20 protein-coding genes and 1 pseudogene are annotated in these 22210 nt (G+C 65.5%); 7 read left to right on the forward strand and 14 right to left on the reverse strand.

Annotated elements, in window-relative coordinates:
• The 4 genes and pseudogenes from RTN46_RS07485 to iolC form a co-directional block, all read right to left on the reverse strand.
• A pseudogene (locus RTN46_RS07485) lies at positions 1 to 274 on the reverse strand (2-keto-myo-inositol dehydratase); the annotation flags it as partial.
• Between the two features lie 44 nt (positions 275 to 318).
• Positions 319 to 2265, reverse strand: a complete 1947-nt coding sequence (gene iolD / locus RTN46_RS07490; protein ID WP_312180297.1) for a 3D-(3,5/4)-trihydroxycyclohexane-1,2-dione acylhydrolase (decyclizing) — start codon at positions 2263 to 2265, stop codon at positions 319 to 321.
• Positions 2266 to 2279: 14 nt separating this feature from the next.
• Positions 2280 to 3197 (reverse strand): deoxyribose-phosphate aldolase, encoded by a 918-nt coding sequence (locus RTN46_RS07495; RefSeq protein WP_312180253.1) that lies wholly within the window; start codon positions 3195 to 3197, stop codon positions 2280 to 2282.
• Entirely contained in the window at positions 3194 to 4186 is a 993-nt protein-coding gene (gene iolC, locus RTN46_RS07500; RefSeq protein WP_312180254.1) for a 5-dehydro-2-deoxygluconokinase, read from the reverse strand. The genes RTN46_RS07495 and iolC overlap by 4 nt, the downstream gene beginning before the upstream one ends.
• Before the next feature lie 317 nt (positions 4187 to 4503).
• Here iolC and corA point away from each other — a divergent pair, with 317 nt between their 5' ends.
• Positions 4504 to 5499, forward strand: coding sequence for a magnesium/cobalt transporter CorA (corA, locus tag RTN46_RS07505; RefSeq protein ID WP_312180256.1), 996 nt, complete (start codon positions 4504 to 4506; stop codon positions 5497 to 5499).
• A gap of 10 nt (positions 5500 to 5509) precedes the next feature.
• Positions 5510 to 5917: an META domain-containing protein gene (locus RTN46_RS07510; protein WP_312180257.1), complete on the forward strand. Its 408-nt coding sequence runs from the start codon at positions 5510 to 5512 to the stop codon at positions 5915 to 5917.
• Positions 5918 to 5934: 17 nt separating this feature from the next.
• Here the strand turns inward: RTN46_RS07510 and RTN46_RS07515 are convergent, their stop codons facing one another.
• From RTN46_RS07515 to RTN46_RS07540, 6 genes are all read right to left on the reverse strand, one after another.
• Positions 5935 to 7146, reverse strand: coding sequence for an MFS transporter (locus RTN46_RS07515; protein WP_312180258.1), 1212 nt, complete (start codon positions 7144 to 7146; stop codon positions 5935 to 5937).
• A gap of 220 nt (positions 7147 to 7366) precedes the next feature.
• Positions 7367 to 8713 carry an MFS transporter gene (locus RTN46_RS07520; RefSeq protein WP_312180261.1) on the reverse strand — a complete coding sequence of 449 codons (1347 nt, stop codon included), beginning with the start codon at positions 8711 to 8713 and terminating at the stop codon, positions 7367 to 7369.
• A gap of 433 nt (positions 8714 to 9146) precedes the next feature.
• Complete coding sequence (locus tag RTN46_RS07525) at positions 9147 to 9443, reverse strand: YciI family protein (RefSeq protein ID WP_312180262.1); 297 nt, start codon at positions 9441 to 9443, stop codon at positions 9147 to 9149.
• A gap of 42 nt (positions 9444 to 9485) precedes the next feature.
• Entirely contained in the window at positions 9486 to 11834 is a 2349-nt protein-coding gene (locus tag RTN46_RS07530; RefSeq protein WP_312180264.1) for a 3-hydroxyacyl-CoA dehydrogenase, read from the reverse strand.
• Positions 11827 to 12555: an SDR family oxidoreductase gene (locus RTN46_RS07535; protein ID WP_312180265.1), complete on the reverse strand. Its 729-nt coding sequence runs from the start codon at positions 12553 to 12555 to the stop codon at positions 11827 to 11829. The genes RTN46_RS07530 and RTN46_RS07535 overlap by 8 nt, the downstream gene beginning before the upstream one ends.
• Positions 12556 to 12563: 8 nt before the next feature.
• A complete protein-coding gene (locus RTN46_RS07540) occupies positions 12564 to 13616 on the reverse strand; it encodes a cyclase family protein (RefSeq protein WP_312180266.1) in 1053 nt (350 codons plus the stop codon).
• A 207-nt stretch (positions 13617 to 13823) separates the two neighbouring features.
• Between RTN46_RS07540 and RTN46_RS07545 the strand changes: the two genes are divergently transcribed.
• Entirely contained in the window at positions 13824 to 14738 is a 915-nt protein-coding gene (locus tag RTN46_RS07545) for a LysR family transcriptional regulator (RefSeq protein WP_312180267.1), read from the forward strand.
• An 89-nt stretch (positions 14739 to 14827) separates the two neighbouring features.
• On the forward strand, positions 14828 to 15106 hold the full coding sequence (gene catC, locus RTN46_RS07550) for a muconolactone Delta-isomerase (protein ID WP_312180269.1): 279 nt from the start codon (positions 14828 to 14830) through the stop codon (positions 15104 to 15106).
• A 25-nt stretch (positions 15107 to 15131) separates the two neighbouring features.
• On the opposite strand, the gene RTN46_RS07555 is transcribed toward catC, so the two are convergent.
• Positions 15132 to 15632, reverse strand: coding sequence for a DUF456 domain-containing protein (locus RTN46_RS07555; RefSeq protein ID WP_312180271.1), 501 nt, complete (start codon positions 15630 to 15632; stop codon positions 15132 to 15134).
• A 155-nt stretch (positions 15633 to 15787) separates the two neighbouring features.
• On the opposite strand from RTN46_RS07555, the gene RTN46_RS07560 reads away from it, so the two are divergent.
• Positions 15788 to 16810: a TIGR04086 family membrane protein gene (locus RTN46_RS07560; protein ID WP_312180272.1), complete on the forward strand. Its 1023-nt coding sequence runs from the start codon at positions 15788 to 15790 to the stop codon at positions 16808 to 16810.
• A 68-nt stretch (positions 16811 to 16878) separates the two neighbouring features.
• Here RTN46_RS07560 and RTN46_RS07565 read toward each other — a convergent pair whose 3' ends face one another.
• Positions 16879 to 17787: an SDR family oxidoreductase gene (locus RTN46_RS07565; RefSeq protein ID WP_312180273.1), complete on the reverse strand. Its 909-nt coding sequence runs from the start codon at positions 17785 to 17787 to the stop codon at positions 16879 to 16881.
• A gap of 238 nt (positions 17788 to 18025) precedes the next feature.
• Complete coding sequence (locus RTN46_RS07570; protein WP_312180274.1) at positions 18026 to 19222, reverse strand: multidrug effflux MFS transporter; 1197 nt, start codon at positions 19220 to 19222, stop codon at positions 18026 to 18028.
• Between the two features lie 186 nt (positions 19223 to 19408).
• Here RTN46_RS07570 and RTN46_RS07575 point away from each other — a divergent pair, with 186 nt between their 5' ends.
• Entirely contained in the window at positions 19409 to 19852 is a 444-nt protein-coding gene (locus RTN46_RS07575; RefSeq protein WP_312180276.1) for a universal stress protein, read from the forward strand.
• Between the two features lie 29 nt (positions 19853 to 19881).
• Here the strand turns inward: RTN46_RS07575 and RTN46_RS07580 are convergent, their stop codons facing one another.
• A complete protein-coding gene (locus RTN46_RS07580) occupies positions 19882 to 21462 on the reverse strand; it encodes an MFS transporter (protein WP_312180278.1) in 1581 nt (526 codons plus the stop codon).
• Positions 21463 to 21597: 135 nt separating this feature from the next.
• Here RTN46_RS07580 and RTN46_RS07585 point away from each other — a divergent pair, with 135 nt between their 5' ends.
• On the forward strand, positions 21598 to 22164 hold the full coding sequence (locus RTN46_RS07585) for a TetR/AcrR family transcriptional regulator (protein WP_312180280.1): 567 nt from the start codon (positions 21598 to 21600) through the stop codon (positions 22162 to 22164).
• Positions 22165 to 22210: the final 46 nt, after the last annotated feature.

Below are 22210 nucleotides of genomic sequence, written 5' to 3' on the forward strand. Positions count from 1 at the left end.
CCGGCTCCCAGGCGATGTCCCACTGGTCCACCCCGCGGTGGAACGCGGTGAACACGGTGCCGGCGGAGACTTTCAGGTCACGAGCCTTCAGTTCATCCGCCAACCGGGACGGGTCAGTCGGCAGGTAACCGTAGGGGCCCAGCTCGATCCACTTATAACCGGATTCAGCGACCTCATCCAGGAAACGCTCCCAGGGGGTCTGTTTGGGGTCGTCCGGAAACCAAACGCCCCAGGAATCGGGGGCGGTGCCGATGATCAGCTTGTTCTCAACCATTGATCGGTCCTTTCAGCCGTGCGTGGGTTAGGGGGTCCGGCCGCTCAGCCGAGCAGCGGCCGCTGGTGCGCCTTTTGGTCCTTATAGACCTGGTACGCGCTCCGGGTGGAGTCCAGCTCGGAGACCCCGGCCACGGGCACGTCCCACCAGGACTCGGAATCCGGCGCGTCGATCAGCGGATCGGATTCCACATGGATCAGCACGGGACCGGTTCCTTCCGGCTCGGCCTTGGCCTTGGCGACCGCCGCTTCCAAGTCCGCGATGACGTCCTCGCCGGGCTCGACGCGGATCACCCGCACGCCGAGTGATTCAGCGTTGGCGGCCAGGTCGATCGGCAGCTTCTCACCGTCGTCGAAGGTGTGGCTTTTCCTGTCCAGCGTGCGATACCGGGTGCCGAACCGCTGCGAACCGAGGGACTCCGACAGCGCGCCGATGGAGGCGTAGCCATGGTTCTGGATGAGCACCGTGATGAGCTTGATGCCCTCGGCCACGGCGGTGACCAGTTCGGTGTGCATCATCAGGTAGGAGCCGTCACCGACCATCACGACGACGTCGCGCGGCTGGGCGTCCTCCGAGCCCTCCGCGGCGCGTCCGGCCTCGTCGGTCACCGCGCGCTTCACGCCCAGGCCGCCCGGGATTTCATACCCCATGCAGGAATAGGCGTATTCCACGTGGTATCCGAACGGGTCCCGGACACGCCACATCTTGTGCAGGTCACCGGGGAGCGAGCCCGCCGCGCAGATGACGACGTCGCGGGGGTCCATGGTGCGGTTGACGGCACCGATGATCTCGTTCTGGCTCGGCAGCGGGGTGTGCCGGGTATCGAACGCCTCGTCCACCGTTTGGTTCCACCGCTCCTTCGCCGCACCCAGCTGGCGCTCCAGGTCGCCGGAGACCCGGTAGCCGGAGAGCATCGCGGTGAGCTTGACCAGGCTCTTGCGGGCGTCGGCGACGATCGGCAGGCTGGCGCCCTGCTTGTAGGCATCGATCGGCGCCACGTTGATGTTGATGAACCGTACGTCCGGGTTCTGGAAGGCGGTACGGGAGGCGGTGGTGAAGTCTTCGTAGCGGGTGCCGATACCGAGGATCAGGTCAGCGTCGCGGGCGGCGGCATTGGCCGCCGTCGTGCCCGTTGAACCCACCGCGCCGAGGCAGTAGGGCGCATCCCAGGGCAGGACGCCGACGCCGGCCTGGGTGTAGGTGACCGGGATGCCCGTGAGTTCGGCCAGCTCGGCGAGCTGCTCGTTGGCGAAGGAGTACAGCACGCCGCCTCCGGCGATGATCAGCGGGCGCTTGGCCGCCCGGATCTGTGCGGCGGCGCGGCGGATGTCAGCGTCCTCCGGCTCGGGGCGGCGGATCCGCCATTCCCGCTCGGCCAGGAACTCCTCGGGCACATCCAGCACTTCCGCCTGCACATCCTGCGGGAGGGAGATGGTCACGGCGCCGGTCTCAGCCGGGTCGGTCAGGACGCGGAGCCCATGATGGAATGCGGAGAACAGCTGCTCCGGGCGGGAGACGCGGTCGAAATACTTGGACAACGGGCGGAAGGCGTCGTTGACCGTGATGTCGTAGGCGTCCGGCCGTTCCAACTGCTGGAGCACTGGGTCCGCCACCCGGGTGGCAAAGGTGTCCGAGGGCAGCAGCAGCACCGGCAGGCGGTTGGTGGTTGCCAGCGCCGCACCGGTCAGCAGGTTGGTGGAACCCGGACCGATCGAACTCGAGACGGCGAAGGTGGCGCGGCGGCGGGTGTGCCGGGCGTAGCCCACGGACTGGTGGACCTGGGCCTGCTCGTTGCGTCCCTGGTAGTAGGGCATCACCGTGGGGTCCTGCACCTGCCATTGCTTCAGGGCCTGGCCGACGCCGGCAACGTTGCCGTGGCCAAAGATGCCGAACATGCCGGGGATCAGCCGTTCGCGGTATTCGGTTCCGCCGACGTCGTCAACGGTGTACTGCTTGCCCAGGAACTCTACGACCGCCTGGGCCACTGTCATTCTGCGGTTTGCCATCAGCTGGCGATCTCCTGTCCGGTACGGGTTTTCAGCAGCGACGCGGCGGTGGCCACGGCCTCTCCCACGCTGCCGTCCTTCGGGTACAGCAAGGTCCGGCCAACGGTCAGTCCCTGCACGCCCGGCAGCCGCAGCGCGGCCTGCCAGCTCGAATAGATCTCCTCGGCCGTGCCGGACGGATCCCCGCCCAGCAGCACGGTTGGCATGGTGGTGGCGGCCATAACGCGCTCCATGTCCTGGACCACCGGCAGCTTCATCCAGGTGTAGGCGCTGGTGGATCCGAGGCCGGAGGCGATGGCGACGGACTTGATCACGGCGTCGGTGCCCAGATCGTTGCGAATCCGCCCGTTCTCCCAGACGGAGATGAACGGCTCCACCATGGCGACGAGCCGGCGCTCGGCGAGGGAGTCGATGGCCTTGGCCGTGGACTCCAGCGTCGCCGCCGTCGCCGGGTCGCCCAGGCAAATACGGGTGAGCATTTTGCCGCCCGTCGCGCCGAGCGTATGGAGGGCCTCGGCAGTGTGCGCGGTGAAGCGGTCATCGACCTCATTCACGAAGCCGGCCAGTCCGCCGCGGTTCATGGAGCCGAAAAGCAGTTTGCCGTGCAGCGCGCCGAGCAGCAGCAAATCGTCCATGATGTCGGGGCTCGCCAGCACACCGTCCACAGCCGGGTTGGCCAGGGCTTCCTGCATCCGGTCCAGGAGGTCCCGCCGGTCGGCCATTGCCGTTGGATTGGTGCCGACCGCGAGGGCGCCCCGCGCGGGATGGTCCGCGGCCAGGATGAAGTTCTGTTCACCCAGCTTCAGCCCCGGGTGGGGCCGGCGTGCGGCTGCTGCCCGGGCCACGGCGTCGGGATCCTCCAACCGGATGCGGGAGAGGAGTTCATACCGGCGCGGATTGTCGTCGAATTCGCTCATCGGACGGCCTCGACGGGTGCCGGCACGTCGCGTCCGTGTTCTGCGAGCAGCGCGTTGACCTCGTTCGGGGTGGGCATAGCGTCTGCGCAGGACAGACGCGAGGCCACCAGGGCGCCGGAGGCATTCGCATAGTCCAGCACGGCCTTGAGCGGCCAGCCTGCCAGCAGTCCGTGGCAGAAGGCCCCGCCGAAGGCATCGCCCGCGCCCAAGCCGTTCAGCGTCTGAACGGGAACCGGAGCGGAAACAACGCGTTCGGTGCGGGTCTTGGCCATTACGCCGTCGGGCCCGAGTTTGACCACAGCGATCTCGACGCCGGCCTCGAGCAGCCGGTCAGCCTGCTCGTCCGGGGTGCCGGGGCCCACCGCAACGGCGCATTCCTGGTCGTTGCCGATGGCTATGCTCACGTGCGGCAGGATCCGGGAAATCTGCTCACGGGCGTCTTCTTCGCTGTTCCAGAACATCGGACGGTAGTCCAGGTCCAGAATCGTGTATTTGCCGGGCTGCAGATCATCGCGCCGCCGCGCCTCATGGGCGGCAAGGTGGGCGGAGCGGCTGGGTTCCTGGCACAGGCCGGTGACAGTGGACCAAAAGATGCCGGCGTTCCGGATGGCGTCCAGATCCAGGTCCTTGGCAGCGATCTGCAGGTCCGGAGCGGTGGGGAAACGGCCGTAGAAGTACAACGGGAAGTCATCGGGCGGCAGGATCGCGCAGAATGTGGCCGGGGTTTGGAGGCTGGGAACCGCAGTGACGAAGCTGTCGTCAACACCGAACTTTTGCAGCTCTCGGTGCAGATATTCGCCGAATGGATCTTCCCCGGTGCGGGTGATGACGGCGCTTCGGCGGCCGTGCCGGGCAGCGGCTACTGCAACATTGGACGGGGAGCCGCCCAGGTACTTGCCAAACGTACTGACGTCGGCCAGCCCAACCCCAATGTTGTTCGGATAGATGTCAACGCTGATCCGTCCCATGGTGAGCAAATCGTGAGCCACTAGATCCTCAGCCTTTCTGTATTCAGGCCGGCCCTTTGCGGCCGCCTGCCGGCAGGTTGTGAGCCAAGCCACATCAACTACTCTGCCTGAGCGAATATGTCATGTCAATTGTTTGTACTGACATACTTACAATCGCCGTCAAGGTGGGGGTAGCCGGTCTTTTACAGACGCGCGGGAGGCGGCTGAAACGCGATTCTCCACCGCCGCCGCAGCCCGCCGCCGCCGTGCGCACGCGTTTTGCCAGCCAGCACGGATAATGGGCTGTGCCCCCTGGGGCGCCGCCCGGAGATTCCCGGCGGCAGCAGAAGGAGCAGACAGTGACGCTGGTCGACAACGCGGTGTACGTGGATGGACAGCGCCTGCACAGTCCCGAAACGCTCGAGGAGACCTTCGAACTGACCCGCGAGTCCGGCGGCATGGCCTGGATCGGACTGTATCGGCCGGACAACGTGGAACTGCTGGCTGTCTCGGAAGAGTTCGGGCTGAATCTGCTGAGCGTTGAAGATGCCCTCGCCCTCCACCAGCGCTCCAAGCTGGAGCAATATGGTGAGCAGCTCTTCGTGGTGCTCCGCCCCGCCCGCTACCTCGACGACGTCGAACGCGTGGAACTCGGGGAGCTGCACCTGTTTGTGGGACCGAACTTCGTGGTGACGGTCCGGCACGCGGAATCTCCGGATCTGGCCCGGGTCCGCAAACGCCTGGAACAGGATGAATCGCTGCTGGCCCTTGGCCCGCACGCTGTGCTGTACGCGATCCTTGACCAGGTGGTGGACGAATACGCTCCGGTGGCCGTCGGCCTGGAGAACGACATCGACGAGATCGAGGACGAGCTGTTCGGTGGGGACGCGGAAGTCTCCCGGCGCATCTACGAACTCTCCCGCGAGGTGATCGCCTGCCAGCGGGCCATCACGCCGCTGGAATACGTGGTGGGCGAACTGCAGCGCAATCCCGGCGGCTACGGCATGCCGGACGAACTTAAGGACAACTTGGGCGACGTCCTGGACCACGTCCTGCGCCTCACCGATCGGATAGCTTCCTACCGTGCCCTGCTGGACAACGCGCTGCAGCTCAGCTCCACCCTGGCATCCAACCGGCTGGCGGAAACCTCCGTGGCCCAGAATGAGCAGACCAAGAAAATCTCCGCCTGGGCCGCCATCCTGTTCGCGCCTACCCTTGTAGGCACGGTGTACGGAATGAACTTCGAAAACATGCCCGAGCTCAACTGGGCGCTGGGCTACCCCATGGCCCTCGGCCTTATGGTGGTGCTGGGCATACTGCTTTACGCCGCGTTCAAGCGAAATAACTGGCTCTAGGAGGCCCCCCATGCGTTCCCGTTACCTTCTTCTTGCACTGGCCTTGGCCCTGGGCCTCTCCGCCTGCGCCACCGATGCCGGCTCCGGCTCCGGGTCAGCGGGCTCGGAACCGGCGTCGCCCGGCTCTTCCTCCCCCGAAGGTGTGGAAGGCACCTGGGGAAACCCTGACAACATGCGCGAACCGTCCCTGAACCTTGCCTCGGACGGCAGGCTCAGCGGAACGGACGGCTGCAACCGCCTGATGGGCAGCTGGACGCTGGAGGACGGCACTGTGGTCTTCTCGGAAATGGGCATGACAATGATGGCCTGCCCCGATGTGGACCAGTGGCTGGGAACCGCCGCCACCGCCGTCGCGGAAGCGGATACGCTCCGGCTTTACGACGCCGCCGGGAACGAAATCGGCACCCTCACCCGGTAACGGGCCTGGCCCGGTGGTCAGGCGTGGCTGATTACCCGGTCCCGTCCGGCCAGCAGGCCCATGACGGCGAGAACGGCCATGATGCCCGCCGTGACAAGAAGCGGAAGCGTCCAGTCTCCGCTCAGTTCCCGCAGGGCGCCGAACAGCACCGGGCCCATCGCGCCCAGGCCATAGCCGACGCACTGTGCCATGCCGGACAAGGACGCCGCCTGCGGGTAATTCAGGCTCCGCAGGCTGAACAGTGACAGGGCGATGACAATGAGGCTGCCGCACCCCACCGAGCCGACCACCACCCACAGCAACGTGATTCCCGGCGCCACGGCCAGCCCGAGGAACGTCACCACCATCAACGCGCCGCTGACGAAGGCGATCAGCCGCTGATCCGTTCCCCGGTGCAGCAGGCTCCCGGCGGCGAGGCTGGCGAAGACATTGATGAGAAGGAACAAGGACAGGTGGAGGCCTGCGGTGGTGGCGGAAACGCCGTGGTCCTGTTCGATGGTGGGCAGCCAGCCCATCAAGACGTAAAAAGCGATCGACTGCAGGCCCATAAACAAGGTCACCTGCCAGCCCAAAGCCGAGCTCCAGGGCGACCGGTAGGAAACGTCCTCTGGGGACGCGCTCTTGTTCTCGGAGACATGCCGGCGCAGCCACGGCAGAAGCACCGCCATCGCGATGAGCGCCATTCCGGCCCAAATCCCCAGGGCAAGCCGCCATCCTGCCGGGGAAGTCTGTGCCACCGGAACAACCAGTGCGGCACCGATCGCGGCGATGCCCGCCTGCACTGCCGTGTAGCTGCCGGTGACCTGGCTGACCTTCAACGGGAAGTCCCGCTTCACCAGCGAGGGAACCAGGACGTTGAGGAACGCTACGCCCAGACCGATCATCGCCGTGCCCGCCCAGAGAAAACCGGACACCGGCAGGGAGCGGAGCACAATGCCCAGAGCGAGGAAGAGCAGTGATACCCACATTGCCCGGTCAAGGCCCAGCCGGGCCGCGAACCCGGGCGCCATGGGCGAGAAGACTGCGAAGGCAATGAGCGGAAGGCCAGTGAGGAACCCTGCTGCTGTGGTGGACAGCTCCAGGTCGCTGCTGATGTTTGAGAGGACCGGCCCAACACTGACGAAGGACACCCGGAGGTTGGCCGCAATAAGCAGGACGCCGATGAAGGCGAACCCGAACCGGGCAGTGCGTTCCCGCCTTTGCGTTTGCCGGGAGGTACCAAGCATCATTGCGTCCTTCCATCTATTGGAAAGCCCGCACCTGAACCGCCGCTGGCGTTAGCGCAGGCTAAACGTCCATGTCTATCACGCTGTTTCGAATGAGTCCGGCAGCGGCTTGGTTCCGCAGCCGCCACCACAGCCATCACCCTAGCTACAGACAGAAAACCGGCCCCTTGACGCTCCAAGGGGCCGGTCTCTGTTTTTACTCTGGGGTCAGGCAGCGGATCAGTTAGCCGGCCTTCGGAACCCGGTGGGACTCGTCAACACCGAGGTCTGCGCCCTTGGTTTCCTTGACCATGGTCACTGCCACGAAGGAGATTACGCAGAGCACCATGATGTAGATGCCAATCGACCCGGACCAGCCGGTCTGATCCAGCAGCAGCTGGGCAATCATCGGGGCGAACGCACCGCCGAGGATCGCGCCGAGGGCGTAGCCGATGGAGACACCGGAGTAGCGGACACGGGCCGGGAACATCTCTGCGTACAGTGCGGACTGCGGTCCGTAGGAGAGACCCAGGCCGATGGTCAGCACAAAGATGGACACGGCGAACAGCACGATGTTGCCAGTGTCAATCAGCAGGAACATCGGAATCGCCCAGAGGAACACCCACGCGTAGCCGATCTGGAAGGTTCGGACCCGGCCGATCTTGTCCGAGAGCATACCGCCGTACATGGTGAAGATCAGCCAGCCGAAGGACCCGATGGTGGTGGCCAGCAGCACGGCCGGACGCTCCATGCCCAGGGTCTTGCCGGCGTAGGAGGCGAAGAAGGCGATCACCAGGTAGCCCGCGGCGTTGTTGGCAATGAAGATCAGTGCAGCGAGGATGACTTCGCGGGAGTTGTACTTGAAGAGCTGCCCCAGCGGAGCGGAGGATTCCTTCTTGCGCTGCTGCATTTCCTTGAAGACCGGGCTCTCATCGACCGAACGGCGGATGAAGTAGCCAACCAGGATCAGGACGACGGAGAGAAGGAACGGGATCCGCCAGCCATATTCGAGGAAGGCTTCCTCGCTCATCGACGTGGAGATCACGAACATCACGAAGGTTGCCAGGATCATGCCGACCGGCACACCGATCTGCGGGTAGGCCCCGAAGAAACCGCGCTTATTGATGGGAGCATGCTCGACGGAGAGCAGTGCGGCACCGCCCCATTCGCCGCCGGCGGAGAAGCCCTGCAGGATGCGCAGAACCAGCAGCAGGATCGGAGCCGCGACGCCGATCTGCGCGTAGGTAGGCAGCACACCGATCAGCGCCGTGGCGGCGCCCATCATGATCAGGGTGAACACCAGCATCTGCTTGCGGCCCAGCTTGTCGCCCAGGTGGCCGGCGACGATGGCACCGAGCGGGCGGAACAGGAAGCTGATACCGATCGAGGCGAAGGAAACGATCTGTGCCAGCGCGCTGCCCTCGCCCAGCGGGGCAAAGTACAGCGTGGCCAGGACAAAGCCGGCGGCCTGGGCATAAATGAAGAAGTCGTACCACTCGATAGTGGTACCAACCAGGGTGCCCGCAAGTACCTTGCGTTCCTCCCGGCTCATCCGCTGGGACGGCGCAGCGGACGCGCTCTTTGTAGTCATTGAAACTCCGTTGTCTATGGCTGGGGGAAGGGATTACTGAAAGAACGGTCGGTAACCAGTCGCCAAGATACCGCTAACCGTGACTGGCGACACAGCTTTTTCTTTTTATGACAAAAACCCGGTCCGCCAATCTTCTGCGTGCAGGGCCTCGTTCGGGTACGACCCAGTTTTTCGTGGGTCACACACTCGCCAGCCAGTTCGATAATCGAACACTTGTTTCGTATAGAGAACTACTGGAACTATATGGCCGATGTGACCGAGCACACAAGCTAAATTTCTCCGGGTCGCTTTATGACGAACGCCGGCGTTGCGCCCGGCCCCTGCGGCAGGGGACCCCGGACAGCCCCGGACAACGCCGAATGGGCGCTGTCCGGGAGACTGGCTCAGCGTCCAGGCTCCCAAACAGCGCCCATTCAGTTCGCAGCACCTCTCGCTACAGGAAGCTCTCGCCTCCGAGGTATGCCTTCCGCCAGCGTTGGACAACGACGTCGCGAAACAGATTGCCCTGCATAAAGGGATCGCGGGCAATGAAGGACTCCGCTTCGTCGCGGGTCTCCACGTTCACCAGGTAGATCCCGCCGTCGGCTGACGCGCCGTCGTCGGACAGTTTCGCGCCGCAGGCGAGCAGCAGATCAGCCTGCTCGGCCAGGAAGTCCAGGTGCTCCTGGTACCGCTCGCGGCGGATGTGGGAACGTTCCGGGGCGTCAAAAGTCTCAATCAGGAAGGGCAAGGGCTTCTCTCCTCTCGAGGGATGCTTTCGGAAGGGAAGGGATCAGACAGCCAGGTAGCCCCACAGGAGGACGGAGGTGCCAAAGATCAGGCCGAGGAAAACGAGGATCAGGACCATGTAGCCCATAACGTCCCGCAGCTTCAGTCCCGAAATCGCCAGGACCGGAAGGATCCAGAACGGCTGGACCATGTTGGTCCACTGATCGCCAATCTGCACGGCCACCGCCGTCGCCGCGTTGTTGGCGCCAAGAGCCTGGGCTGCCTCCATCATGACGGGCCCCTGGACTGCCCACTGGCCGCCGCCTGAGGGAGCGAGGAGATTGATGATGCCGCCGGAAATAAACGACCAGAACGGCAGGGTTTCCGCGGTGGAGAAGGCTCCGAAGGCATTGGCGAAGGACACTACGAGTCCCGAGCCCACCAGAATGCCCATGATGCCGGCATAGAACGGGTACTGGATGATGATGCCGGCGACGATCCGGACGCCGTCGTTAACCGCATTGAGGAAGGCGGACGGACGGGCGAAGAGGAAGATGCCCAGGAACAGGAACATAAAGTTCACGGCGTCCAGGTTCAGCGTGCCGCCCTGGAAGAAGTAGTTGACCGCGTAGACGAGTGCGAGCACGCCGATGCCGATGCCGATGACCGGGCTGTTGTTCAGCTTGGCGGCCAGGGTGGAGCGCTGGCCGGTGGGCGCCACCGGCTTGCTCACGTTGACAGTGGAACGGTCCAGCTCCTTGATCCTGCTCGGGTCCTTGGGGTGCAGGGCCATGTTGAACAGGGGCAGGAGCACGATCACGGCAAGGTTGGTGAGCAGCAGGTACGGCGAGAAGATCGTGTCCGCGAGCGGCACCAGACCAATCTGGTCCTGCAGGAAGTGTCCCTCGGTGGCGATGAGCAGCGGAACCGACCCGGAGAGTCCGATGCCGTACACGGCAAAGCCTGAGTAGCCCGCCGCAATGGCCAGGGGGTAGTGCAGACCCTTGACGTTCATCCCCAGTTTCTGGGCGACGATGCCACCCATGACCAGGCCGAAACCCCAGTTCAGCCAGCTGCCGATACCGCCGACCAGTGTTGCGACGGCAATGGCGACATACGGGGAGGAGACCCGGCTGGTCAGGACATCAAGCAGCCGGTCGACGAGCGGGGTCTTGGCCAGGATGTAGCCGGCCAGGAGCACCACGGTCATCTGCATCGTGAACGCAAGCAGATCCCAGAAGCCGCCACCCCAGTAATTGATGACCTCCATCGGGGAGCTGCCCTGGAAGAGGACGGCCAGGATCATGGTCAGGCCGGTCAGGATGATGGCGATGACCAGCGGATCAGGCAGGTACTTGTCCATCAGGTTGGTAAAGAAACCTGCAGTCCGGTCAAGGACATTTCCCTTACGGCGCGTCTGAGGTGTCGTTGTCATGTTCCCTCTTCTGGGTGGGTGGTAGTTGTTGATGCTGCTATGCGGAAGGTGTCCGCGATGAGAGGCGGCGAGCTGCCGGTCGCGCCAGGCGACCCGGCCTTCCCACTCATCGAGGGGCAGGACGGTGCGGCGCTGCTGAGCGACTTCCGCCACGAGCTCGGGGGTCCATGGGTCGTGCTGCCCGCGCTCTGCACCCATCCGCTCGTAGGCCGGCCCCATCTTCTCGGCGTGGGCGGCAATGCCCCCGCGGGTATTGAGGTCGACGGTTTCGAACGGGCCCATAAAGGACCAGCGCCGGCCCAGGCCATCGCGCATCACTGTGTCGATGTCCTCGACGGTGGCGACGCCGTCGCGCACCAGTGCGTAGGCCTCGCGCAGCACGGCACCTTGGAGCCGGTTGAAGATGAACCCTTCGACTTCCTTGGCCACGAGCACCGGGGACATCCCGGCGTCCGTGTACAGGCGGCGGGCTTCCTCGACCAGATCCGGCCGAGTCTCCCCGGATGGCACGAGTTCGATGATCGGGAGCAGGAACGGCGGGTTGCCGGGATGCGCCACGAGGATGCGGTCAGCGAAGGGAAGCCCCTCCGCGACCTGGGAGGCAGGGATGGCCGACGACGAGCTCGCCAGGATCGTCCGCTCACCGGTGAGTTTCCCCAGTTCCGCGAACAGCGCACGCTTGATGTCGAGACGTTCCGGAGCGCATTCCTGAACCAGGACCGCGCCCTCCACCGCCTCGGCGACCGTCGGTGAGACCGTGACCCGTCCGGCGACCAGGCCGGGATCCTCCGTCAGCAGGCCGGCGTCCGCCAGGGACGCCAGCTTGGCTGCCACCTCGTCCGGAACTGCTGCGCGGCGCCCGGGATCAGGATCGGTAATCGTCGTCGGGTGGCCCGCCCGAACGAAAACCACGGCAAAGGCGACGCCGATGGACCCGCCCCCGACGATCGCAACCGGGGCGGGGGCTGGCTTAGACATCGACACGTCCTACAGTCAGGCCGCCGCAGACATAGAGGGTCTGGCCGGTCACAAAGCCGCTGCGCTCATCCAGCAGATAGGACACTGCGTGGGCGACATCCTCCGGGGTGCCCATGCGCTGAACCGGCACGGACTCGATGATGCTCCGGGTCTGGGGTGAGCCGTCCGGATTGGCGTTCCGGAACAAATCGGTGGCGATCGGCCCGGGCCCCACTGCGTTCGCGGTAATGCCGTACCGCCCCTCTTCCAGGGCCACTACTCGGGTTAGTCCGAGCAAGCCGGCCTTGGTGGAGGCATACGCGGCACGGAGTTCCTTGCCCAGGGCCGCCCGAGAGGACATCGAGACGATGCGGCCGAGCCCGGACTCACGCATGCCCGGGAGCAATGCTTGGACGCATTGGAATGCCGAGCGCAGGTTCAGGGCGAACGCTGCATCAAATTCCTGCAGGGTCTGATCCTGGACGGAGTGCGGGAAAACAGCGCCGACGTTGTTAACCAGACGGGTGATCGGGCCGTCGGCGAGGGCAAGCTCCAGGGCCGCGGCGGTGGATTCGGGATCCCGGAGATCGCAGTGGATGACGCCGTCGCCCTGCTGATCGAGGATGACCGGCTCATAGCCATCCTGGCGGCAGCGGTCGGCGATAGCTGCGCCGATGCCGTTGGCGCCGCCGGTAACGAGGACCCGTTCGCCGGTTGTTGGGCGGGAGGATTCGGAGGACACGGGGCTCCTTAGATCGTGGCTATTGGATTCAGGGGTGAACCAGACGCCCCTGGAAGGTTCAGTGGCTGCGCAGTCAGCAAAAAGGCTGTCCGGCCGGCGGCGCGCAGAGCGGCGGCCAGTTCGGTCAGGAACCAGAGTTCGCCCAGCTGCACCCCGAGCTTGAAGAGGCAGTGCTCGTGCAGCGGCAGGATGGATGCCGGCCCGGGCGCAGGGAGGGCCGGATACAGCTCGACGGCGTAGTTGTCGGCAGCGATGGCGGCAATCCCGGAGTTGGTGATCCAGTCCAGCAGCTCCTGGTCCCGGCCGTTGAGGACTGCGCCGTAATTGTGGAGCACCCCGGCGTCTGGGGCCCCGCCCATCTCAAGGACACGCTGGGCGAAGCCGGTATGAATGGTAACGATGTCCCCCGGGCGCACCTCGATGCCGTCGGCCTCGAGTACGGCACGGATCTCCGCGAAACCGACCACGCGGGCGTCAGTTCCGAAGTGGTGGGCGAGGTCCACCATCACGGCCCTGCCCTGTACCGGCCGGCCGGCCAGCGTGCCGATGCCCAACGGGCCAAGGTCTGCGGTTGTTGCTCCACCGGGGCCGGGGATTCCGCAGTCGGCTGCGTCGCTGGGGCCGAGGACCTCAACGCCGGCCCTGAAGCCGTTGTAGTAGACCGGCTCGGGTACGCCGTCGCCGTCGGCGTCGAACATCGAGCCGACGTGTACGAGCGCGTCCCATTGGGTTGAGTACTGGGTGTGGAGCACAACGAGGTCGTCATTCATGACGTCGGTGGCGCCGGGAGTGTCGAAAACGCAGTTTACGTTCGGCTTGCTCCCCCGCAGGTTGGGGCGGTGGATCGGAGGAAGCCGGTTGGCGTTCAGGGAACTTCCCCCGGGAAGGGTCAGCGGCAGGCCCAGGGCGAACGCCCTCCCATCGCGCACCTCGGCAAGGCCCTCTGCCACTTTGGCCGGGGTCAGCAGGTTCATGCGGCCCAAAGCGTCATCGGGGCCGAAGTCACCCCAGGTGGACGGTTCAGGACGACGGCGCCAGCGCGGCGACTGCGGGGCATCCATGGTTGTGTGCCTCCCCTTAGATCTAAAAGGTGTATTGATGGCGCCATCCGATACGTCACGAACTTGGAACAGTGCAGTGATGGATTTCATGCACCACTGTGAACTGGCCCATACCGACTAATACTGCCTATGGCTATTACAACTGTCCAAGATGAATACGGCATACTTTCATGCGTAATCTGAATGAAATATCCGCCGGGAGGCAGCGTGGACCTTAAATTGCTTCAGGCCTTCGTCACGATCGCCGAAGAGCTCCATTTCACCCGGGCCGCGGAGCGGCTGGGAGTGGCACAGCCCGTGATGAGCCAGTGGCTGCGCAGGCTCCAAACGGAGTTTGGCCAGACACTGCTGGACCGAACCACCCGCGCCGTGAAGCTGACTCCAGCTGGGGCTGCCGCCCTGCCTTATGCCAGGCAGGCCGTGGAGGCTGCCCGGCTTATGGGGCGGGCCATCGAGGAAGAAGGAGCCCCCGTCCTGGGGTCCGTGGCCCTTGGGTACGCCGGAGCCTCATCCAGGCCGTGGCTGCCGGGGATCACCCGTGCCGTGCGGCGGGACGTCCCCGGTGTTGAACTCCGCCTGCGCTCAATGGTCTACGCGGGTTCCGCCCCGTCGCTCGTGGCTGCGGGCGACCTTGACCTGGCTTTCGGCCGTCGCCCCCTCACCTACTCGGGTTTGGTCGACAGGGTCTTCGAATACGAGCGCGTCCTGGTCGGGGTCTCCACGGACCATTGGCTCGCCGGTCAGGAGGAAATCGACCTCATGGATCTCGCCGGTGAGCCCTGGGTTATGTTCCCCGCCCAGCAGGGTTCAACAGTGCGCGATATGGGGATCCATTTGGCCGCCAAGGCCGGTTTTATCCCGAAGATTACCCAGGAGGCTCCTGATTCCTACACAATCCTGGGGCTCGTGGCTGCCGGAGTAGGGGTTACCCTGACCGTGTCCTCTGTCCAGCACGTGGCTACACCGGGGCTGCGGCTTGTGCCGCTGGCCGGGACCGCCCAGTACCTGACGGCGACCCTCATTCACCGGCGCAAACCGAACCGGGCAACCCAGGCCGTACTGGATATCCTGACATCCCTGCATCCCGAGCCTCCGCGGCCGGCGGGCCTTGTCCTGGACTGAACGGCAAGGCTCGAACGCGGGACTATAGTGATCTAATCCGGCTCTCCCCCGGTTTCAGCACGCAGATCACACCCCTTGGAGGCGAGCTAATGCTCTTTCTGGCACGGATGGACGTCACCTTCCCCGAGTCGATGTCGGACGAGGTGAAAGCCGAGTTCACCACCCTGGAAAAGGAATACTCCGGCAATCTCCAGCGTGAAGGAAAGATGCAGGATATCTGGCGGGTTGTTGGTGAGTACGCAAACTACTCCGTTTACGACGTCTCCGACAACGACGAACTTCATCGCATCCTCAGTGGTTTTCCCATGTATCCCTACATGAAAATCAAGGTCACTCCCCTGGCGAAACACCCGAACGCCATCAAGTGACACCGCCAGGGCCCCTGCAACGCCGCTAGCGTGTGGCGAAGTGGACCCAGACGCCGATCACCCAGGTGGTTCCCGCTGCCAGGGCGAGCGCCAGCTCCACAAGCAGCCCCAGTCCGGTGGCCTTGAGCGCCGCCCAGGAAGAGGACGCTGCCGCGGAAAGACTGCGCTGCCGGACGAGCTCGCTGAGTAGGAGCCCGGCCGCAAAGCCGGCGATCAGTCCGACCACGGGGATCACGAACATCCCCACGATCCCGGCCGCCAGGCCGATCAGCACGGACCGGTTGGGAATTTGCCGCTGCTTCAGGCGGCGGCCGGTAAGGACGGTGCTGGCGGACATTCCAGTCAGGGCAAACAACGCTCCGACGGCAAAGGACCACCAGCCGGCCCCGCTGCTGACGCCGATGGCCCAGCCCAGGAGGCTGAGCAGGATCAGGATGCTGCCCGGCAGCACCGGAACCACGATGCCTGCCACACCCACCGCGATCAGCAGCCCGGCGACTACTGTAATAAAAAGATCCGTGTCCATGGGCTCCAGTCTCGCATCCGGCACGGCAACCCGAACGCCCGCTGCTGGCGCGCAGGCGGTCTCTGCCCGGACGCGCCTGCGTCCGGCAGCCATACAGTAAGGTTGCTTACGAAGTCATCTTCAGTCCGGAACCAATCAACGGCAAGGAGCAGCAGATGAGTACGGATTCAGGCAGCACAGCCGCAGGCGACCGTAGGCGGCAGGCGGAAGACCTCGCTGCACGCGAGGACGAAACCGCCAAGGGCAACGAACCTGACGTGACCCGTCGGCTAGACACCGGCGAAGCCGCTGGGCCCCGGCAGAACGACACCGAAGTCCTCGGCGCCCCAGGCACCCGCGGCAACCGTCCGAACGACACCGAAGTCCTCGGCACCCGCGGCACCCGGCAGAACGACACCGAGGTCCTCGGCGCCCCAGGCACCCGCCGAAACGATACCCAGGTTTTAGGGACCGCTGACACGAGGCGGTACGACGCCGAAGTCACCGGTACCCGTGACCCCAACGATGCCGCCTACCGTACCGGCCGAACCACACCGGAGCAGGCCGAGGTCGTCGATCGGCACGAACGCACCGGCCGCGGCCCGCGGGCGCAGGGCCTGCCCAACCGCGAAGCGCTGCTGGCCGCGGAGCGCGAGCGTTTTGGCGGCATGAAGTTTGGGTCGGCTTTCTTTGGCTGGCTGACGGCGACAGGCATGGTCGTCCTGCTCTCCGCAGCAGCGGCAGCGATCGGTGCCGCCGTCGGCGTTTCCACGGACACGGACCTTGGTGCGGCCCTTGACCAGGCATCGGCGGACCAGTCAGCAGGCCTGGTGGGTGCCATTATCGCGCTGGCCGTCCTGCTTCTCGCGTACTACGCCGGCGGGTATGTCGCCGGGCGGATGGCACGGTTCAACGGCCTGAAGCAGGGCCTGGCCGTGTGGCTCTGGGCACTGGTCGCCGCCGCCGTCGTCATCATCGTGGGCCTGATTTTCGGCAACGATATCCGCAGCATCACCCAGTTGAATTCCGTGGCCCCGCTGCCCCAGGATCTGGGCAGCATTTCGGGTGGTGCTTGGCTTGCCCTCGCTGCCAGCCTCACCGTGAGCCTGGTCGGCGCCCTGCTGGGTGGCTTGGCCGGCATGCGCTTCCACCGCCGGGTGGACCGCGCCCAGTTCCCTCCGGCCCAGGCACCGGCCTAACCGGGAACCCCAAAACAGCAAACGGGGCCGCCTCCAACTGGAGGCGGCCCCGTTTTGCTGTGCCCAGGTTAGGGGCTGGGCATTCCGCCGTTGACGTTCAGCGTTTCACCCACCACGTAGCTGGATTCCGCGGAAGCCAGGAACACGTAGGCCGGCGCAAGTTCCGTCGGCTGTCCGGCGCGGCCCAGCGGGGTGTTCTTGCCAAACTCCGGCAGGGCCTCCTTGGGCTGACCGTCGGAGACCTGCAGCGGGGTCCAGAATGGCCCCGGTGCTACGGCATTGACCCGGATCCCCTTGGGTGCCAGCTGCTGTGAGAGGCCCTTGGTGAAGTTGTTGATGGCCGCCTTGGTGCTGGCATAGTCCAGCAGGTGCGGCGAGGGGCTGTAGGCCTGGATCGACGTCGAATTGATGATGCTCGAGCCCGCCGGCAGGTGCGGAAGTGCTGCCTTGGTGATGCGGAAGAAGGAGTAGATGTTGGTCTTGAACGTGTCGTCAAGCTGCTCGTCGCTGAGGTCTTCGAGGCTTTCCACGGCGATCTGCTTGCCGGCGTTGTTCACCAGGATGTCGAGCCCGCCCAGTCCGTCGACCGCGTCCTGGACCACCTGGGCGCAGTACGCCGGATCCCGCACGTCTCCGGGAAGCCCGACGGCGGTGCGCCCGGCATCCCTGATGACGGCCATAACGTGGGCGGCATCCTCCTCTTCCTCCGGAAGGTAGGCCAGTGCGACGTCGGCCCCTTCTCTTGCGAACGCGATGGCCACCGCCGCGCCGATTCCGGAATCCGCCCCGGTAATCAGGGCCTTGCGCCCCTCGAGCCGTCCCGTGCCGCGGTAGGAATCCTCACCGCGGTCCGTCTGCGGTTCAAGGTCCGCGTCGAGCCCCGGTTCGGGCTGGTCCTGCTTGGGCGGCGAGATGGACGGATACCGGGTGACCGGGTTCTGGAAGGTGTACTGGTCTGCTGCCTGTTCCTTGGCCATTAAGGTTTCCCCACTTTCCACAGTTCATGGACCTGGAGCCGCCTGCAGCGGCCCGCCAACCGATTTGGTAAGCCTACTTAGCACCTTAGGGGTGGGGGCGGTTTGGGTTCAACCTGGCGGATACCGGCTAGAGGAAGAGGCCAAGGAAGCCGACGCTGATGCTTCCGACGAGGGCAATGATGAGCAGCCAAACAATGGGCGTGCGGTACTTGTTCATGTGTCGCATGGTCCCGCCAGTCTACGCGGGACGCTGATCGCGGGTGAGCAAGACGGCGGTCCCGGCCGACAGCGCGGAACCGAGCAGTACCAGGGCCAGGGGAAGCGCGGAGTACTCGCCCCCAAGTCCGGTCAGCGGTGAAACCACGGCGCCCATCAGGAACTGCGCTCCACCCAGGACAGCCGATCCGCTGCCGGTGGCACCGGCCGCCTCGGCGAGCGCCAGGGCCGTCGTGTTGCCCATAATGAACCCCATTGAACAGACCAGGCAGAACAGCGGGATGGCCAGCAGCAGCGGCGGCACTCCGGACAGGACCATCACGAGCATGCTGAAGGACACCCCGATCAGGACCGTGACTGCCCTGACCACCATCCGCCGGGCCGGGACCCGGCGGGTCAGGCGGGCTGCTATGAACCCCGCACTTACCATTCCGGCGGCATTGAGCCCGAACAGCAGGCCGTAGACCTGCGGCGACAGCCCCATAAGGCTCTGGTAAATGAAGGGGGACGCGGAGATGTACCCCATCAGCACGCCGAAAGAGCTTGCGAAGAGCAGGACGTAGCCCAGAAAGCGGCGGCGGCGGACCACCAGGCCCAGCCCTTTGAAGGCCGGGCCGGGGGTTCGCTTTTCCACCGGCAGGGTTTCGCGCACCACGGCGGCGGCACAGACAAACATCAGGGCTGAGATCCCGGCCAGCGTCCAGAGGACACCCCGCCAGCCCCAGAGTCCGGTGAGCACCCCGCCCAGCGCGGGCGCCAGGACGGGAGCAACCCCGCCAATGGTCATCAACAGGCTGAAGGTCCGGGCAGCAGCAGCACCCGAGGTCAGGTCCGAAGCCACGGCCCGGGCGATGACCGGCCCGGCGGCGGCAAAGAGGCCCTGCACAAACCTGGCGCCAATCAGGATCTCCAGGTTCGGGGCGAGCGCGCACACCACCGAGGCCAGCACAAACACCGCTGAGCCGAGCATCAACGGACGGAACCTGCCGTAGCGGTCGGAGATCGGCCCAAACGCGAGCTGGCCGGCAGCCATGCCGATCAGGAACGCAGTCAGCGTGAGCTGCACGCCCGACGCAGAAGTCCCCAGGTCCCTGGCGATTTCCGGGAAGGATGGCAGGTACAGGTCTGTGGTGAATGGACCGGTGGCCGCCAGGAATGCCAGGACCAGCAACAAGCCGGCCCCCAGGGCGCGGGGACGCGGAGCGGAAACGGCAGGCATTCCCTGATCGTACGGACCGCTGCCCCGGCAGGGAGAATCCGTTACGTTGTGCACGGCCGAGACAAGGATCCCGCGGGCAGGGGGCGAAGGGCCGCTCCGGCATCTGCCGGCCTATCGGAACGCGCCGCCAGGGGGCAGACTTTCCGCAGGGGTATCACCTACTGCGTGCGAAGACAGGATGGACCAATGAACGAGGTCAAGAGCAAACGGATCGTGGTCGGGGTGGACGGCTCCGCACTCTCACTGATCGCGCTGCGGACGGCCCACCGGCTCGCGGGCCTGCTGCAGTGCCACATCCAGGCTGTGACTGTGTGGTCTTATCCGGTGGCCCTTGCCGTCCCGATTGCTTCGACGGAGTGGACGCCCCGGGTGGAGGCTGAGTCCGCCCTGGACGAAACCCTGCAGGAGGCCTTTGGGCCGGACCTCCCGAAGGGATTGACCAAAACGGCGGTGGCCGGCCAGCCGGTCCAGGTGCTGGTCGAAGCTAGCCGGGACGCGGAGATGCTGGTGGTGGGCAGCCGCGGACGCGGCGGTTTCGCCGGGCTGCTGCTCGGCTCTGTCAGTTCAGCCGCGGCGGCACATGCCCATTGTCCGGTGCTGATTGTGCACCCGGGCGAGCGGGACCTGTAAGTTCCCGCCCGCCCGGGGTACGGGCTTCGCTAGTTCGTGTTGCCGCCGGCGGAAACCGCGGGCTGCTCGTCCGCAGCGGGTTCCCCGCTGTCCGGTGCCACGCTGCGCAGCGCGACCAGGGCCGCACCGGCGGCGACCAGCATCAGCAGGATGCCGATGGTCGACGTCGCGACCACACCCGAGTCGAACGCCGCCTGGGCGGAGGCCAGAAGGTCCGCCGCCTGGGGGCCGGCCAGGGATTTGGCTGCTTCCACGGCCCCGCCGAGGGTCTCCGAGGCCGCGGAGGCCGCCGTCGGATCCATGCCCTCCGGCAGGACGATGCCGTTGCGGTAGCCCGCCGTCAGGATGCTGCCCAGCACCGCTGTGCCAAGGACCGCGCCGACTTCATACGCGGTTTCGGAAATAGCGGATGCAGCACCTGCCTTGGCCGGGGGCACGCTGGCAAGAATGAGGTCATTGGAGATGGTCTCAGCCGAGCCAACCCCGATGCCCAGGATCATAAAGGCGATGATCAGGCCGAGCGGGTTGTCCTGCTGTCCGGTCAGCAGCACCACGGTGTATCCGATGGCGCTGAACACCAGCCCGCTTGCCACGGCGTAGGCCGGCCGTACCCGGCGCACCACCTTCACGACGGCCAGGCCGGACACGATGGTGAGCGCCAGGCCGGGCAGCATCATCAGGCCGGCGTCCCGCGGAGACAGCCCCAGGACCAGCTGCAGGTGCTGGGAGAGGAAGAGAATGAAGCCCACCTGGGCGAAGACGCTGAGCAGGTTCGCGGAAATGGAGCCGCTGAAGACGGGGTTCCGGAACAGCCTGACGTCGAGCATCGGCTCGGGGCGGCGCAGCTGGCGGCGCACAAACGCAGCGCCAAAGAGCAGGCCAATGGCCATCGGCACGAGGGAAGCCGTGCCAAGTCCGTGCGTGGAGACGGTCTTGATGCCGTAAACCAGCGGGAACATGGTGGCCATGATCAGCCCGATGCTGAGCGGGTCGATCTTGCCCGGATTCGGGTCGCGGGACTCGGTCAGCAGCCGCGGGCCGAAGACCAGCAGCGGGATCAGCACCGGTACGGCCAGCAGGAAGACCGATCCCCACCAGAAATGCTCCAGCAGCGTGCCGCCGACAATCGGCCCCAGGGCCGCTCCGCCGGAGAAACCGGCAGCCCAGATGGCGATGGCGATCCGGCGCTGGCCGGGCACCACAAACATGTTGCGGATGATGGACAGGGTGGCGGGCATCAGCATGGCGCCGAAGAAGCCGAGCAGGGCACGGGCGCCGATCAGGGCTTCCGCCGAGGGCGCAAAAGCCGCGCCCATGGAGACCAGGCCGAAGCCGGCCGTGCCGATCATCAGCATTTTCCGCCGGCCGAACCGGTCCCCCAGGCTGCCCATCGGGACCAGGAGTCCGGCGAGGATCAGTGCGTAGATGTCGATGATCCACAGCAGCTCCGTGCCGGTGGGCGCCAGGGCCTGGGACAGCGACGGCACGGCGAAGCTGAGCACGGTGTTATCCACCGCCACCAGCAGGACGGCGAGCATCAGGACCGCCAATCCGAGCCATTCACGCTTTCCAGCCCGCGCAAGCACGGGCCGTTCCAGTACCGCAGGCACAATTCCTCCTTGGCCGCGACAGGGCTTACCTGCCGAAAAAGTGGGTAAAAAAGACACGACAGCACGCAGCCGAAACCGGCCGAACGTTACTGTACCGTCTAGACTGTACAGGATGGAATGGCGTACCGTAAAGCCATGCCTGCACAGACATCCGCCCGGGACCGTGTCCTGTCCGCGTACGAGGAACTGCTGATCAATGAAGGTCCGGGCCGCGCCACCCTCGACGCCGTAACGGCGCTGGCCGGGGTCTCCAAGGGTGGACTGCTTTACCACTTCAAGAACAAGGAAGCCCTGGCTGCCGGGTTGCTCGAGCGGCTGAAGGAACTTGCGGCCGAAGACCTGGAGCAGATGCGCACCGATCCGGAAGGGCCGGCCAGGTACCTGGTCCGCACCTCGGTCTATGTCGGGAGTGACCTGGACCGGGCGCTGATCGGCGCGGTACGGCTGGCACAGGGCTCCGATCCAGCAGCATCCGAGCTGCTGCAGCAGATCCACCGTGAGTGGTTCAATCTGGTGCTCGGCGAAGTGGGCGACCGGGCTATCGCCCGGGCCATTATGCTCCTGGGCGACGGCCTCTACTACAACGAAGGTCTGCCCGGCGGCTGGCCGCAGGAGAAGGACTCGCCAACTTCGGGTCCGGTTGAAGAACTGCTGGACATCGTTGATCTACTCAAGGCCCGGGCACCGGCCTGCCGCAGCTGACCACGGCGCGGCCTGCATCTGGCGGCCGGGTGCGGTGTGACACAGT

Origin of the sequence: Arthrobacter sp. (genome assembly GCF_031988865.1) — a bacterium.
Taxonomy (GTDB): Bacteria; Actinomycetota; Actinomycetes; order Actinomycetales; family Micrococcaceae; genus Arthrobacter_B.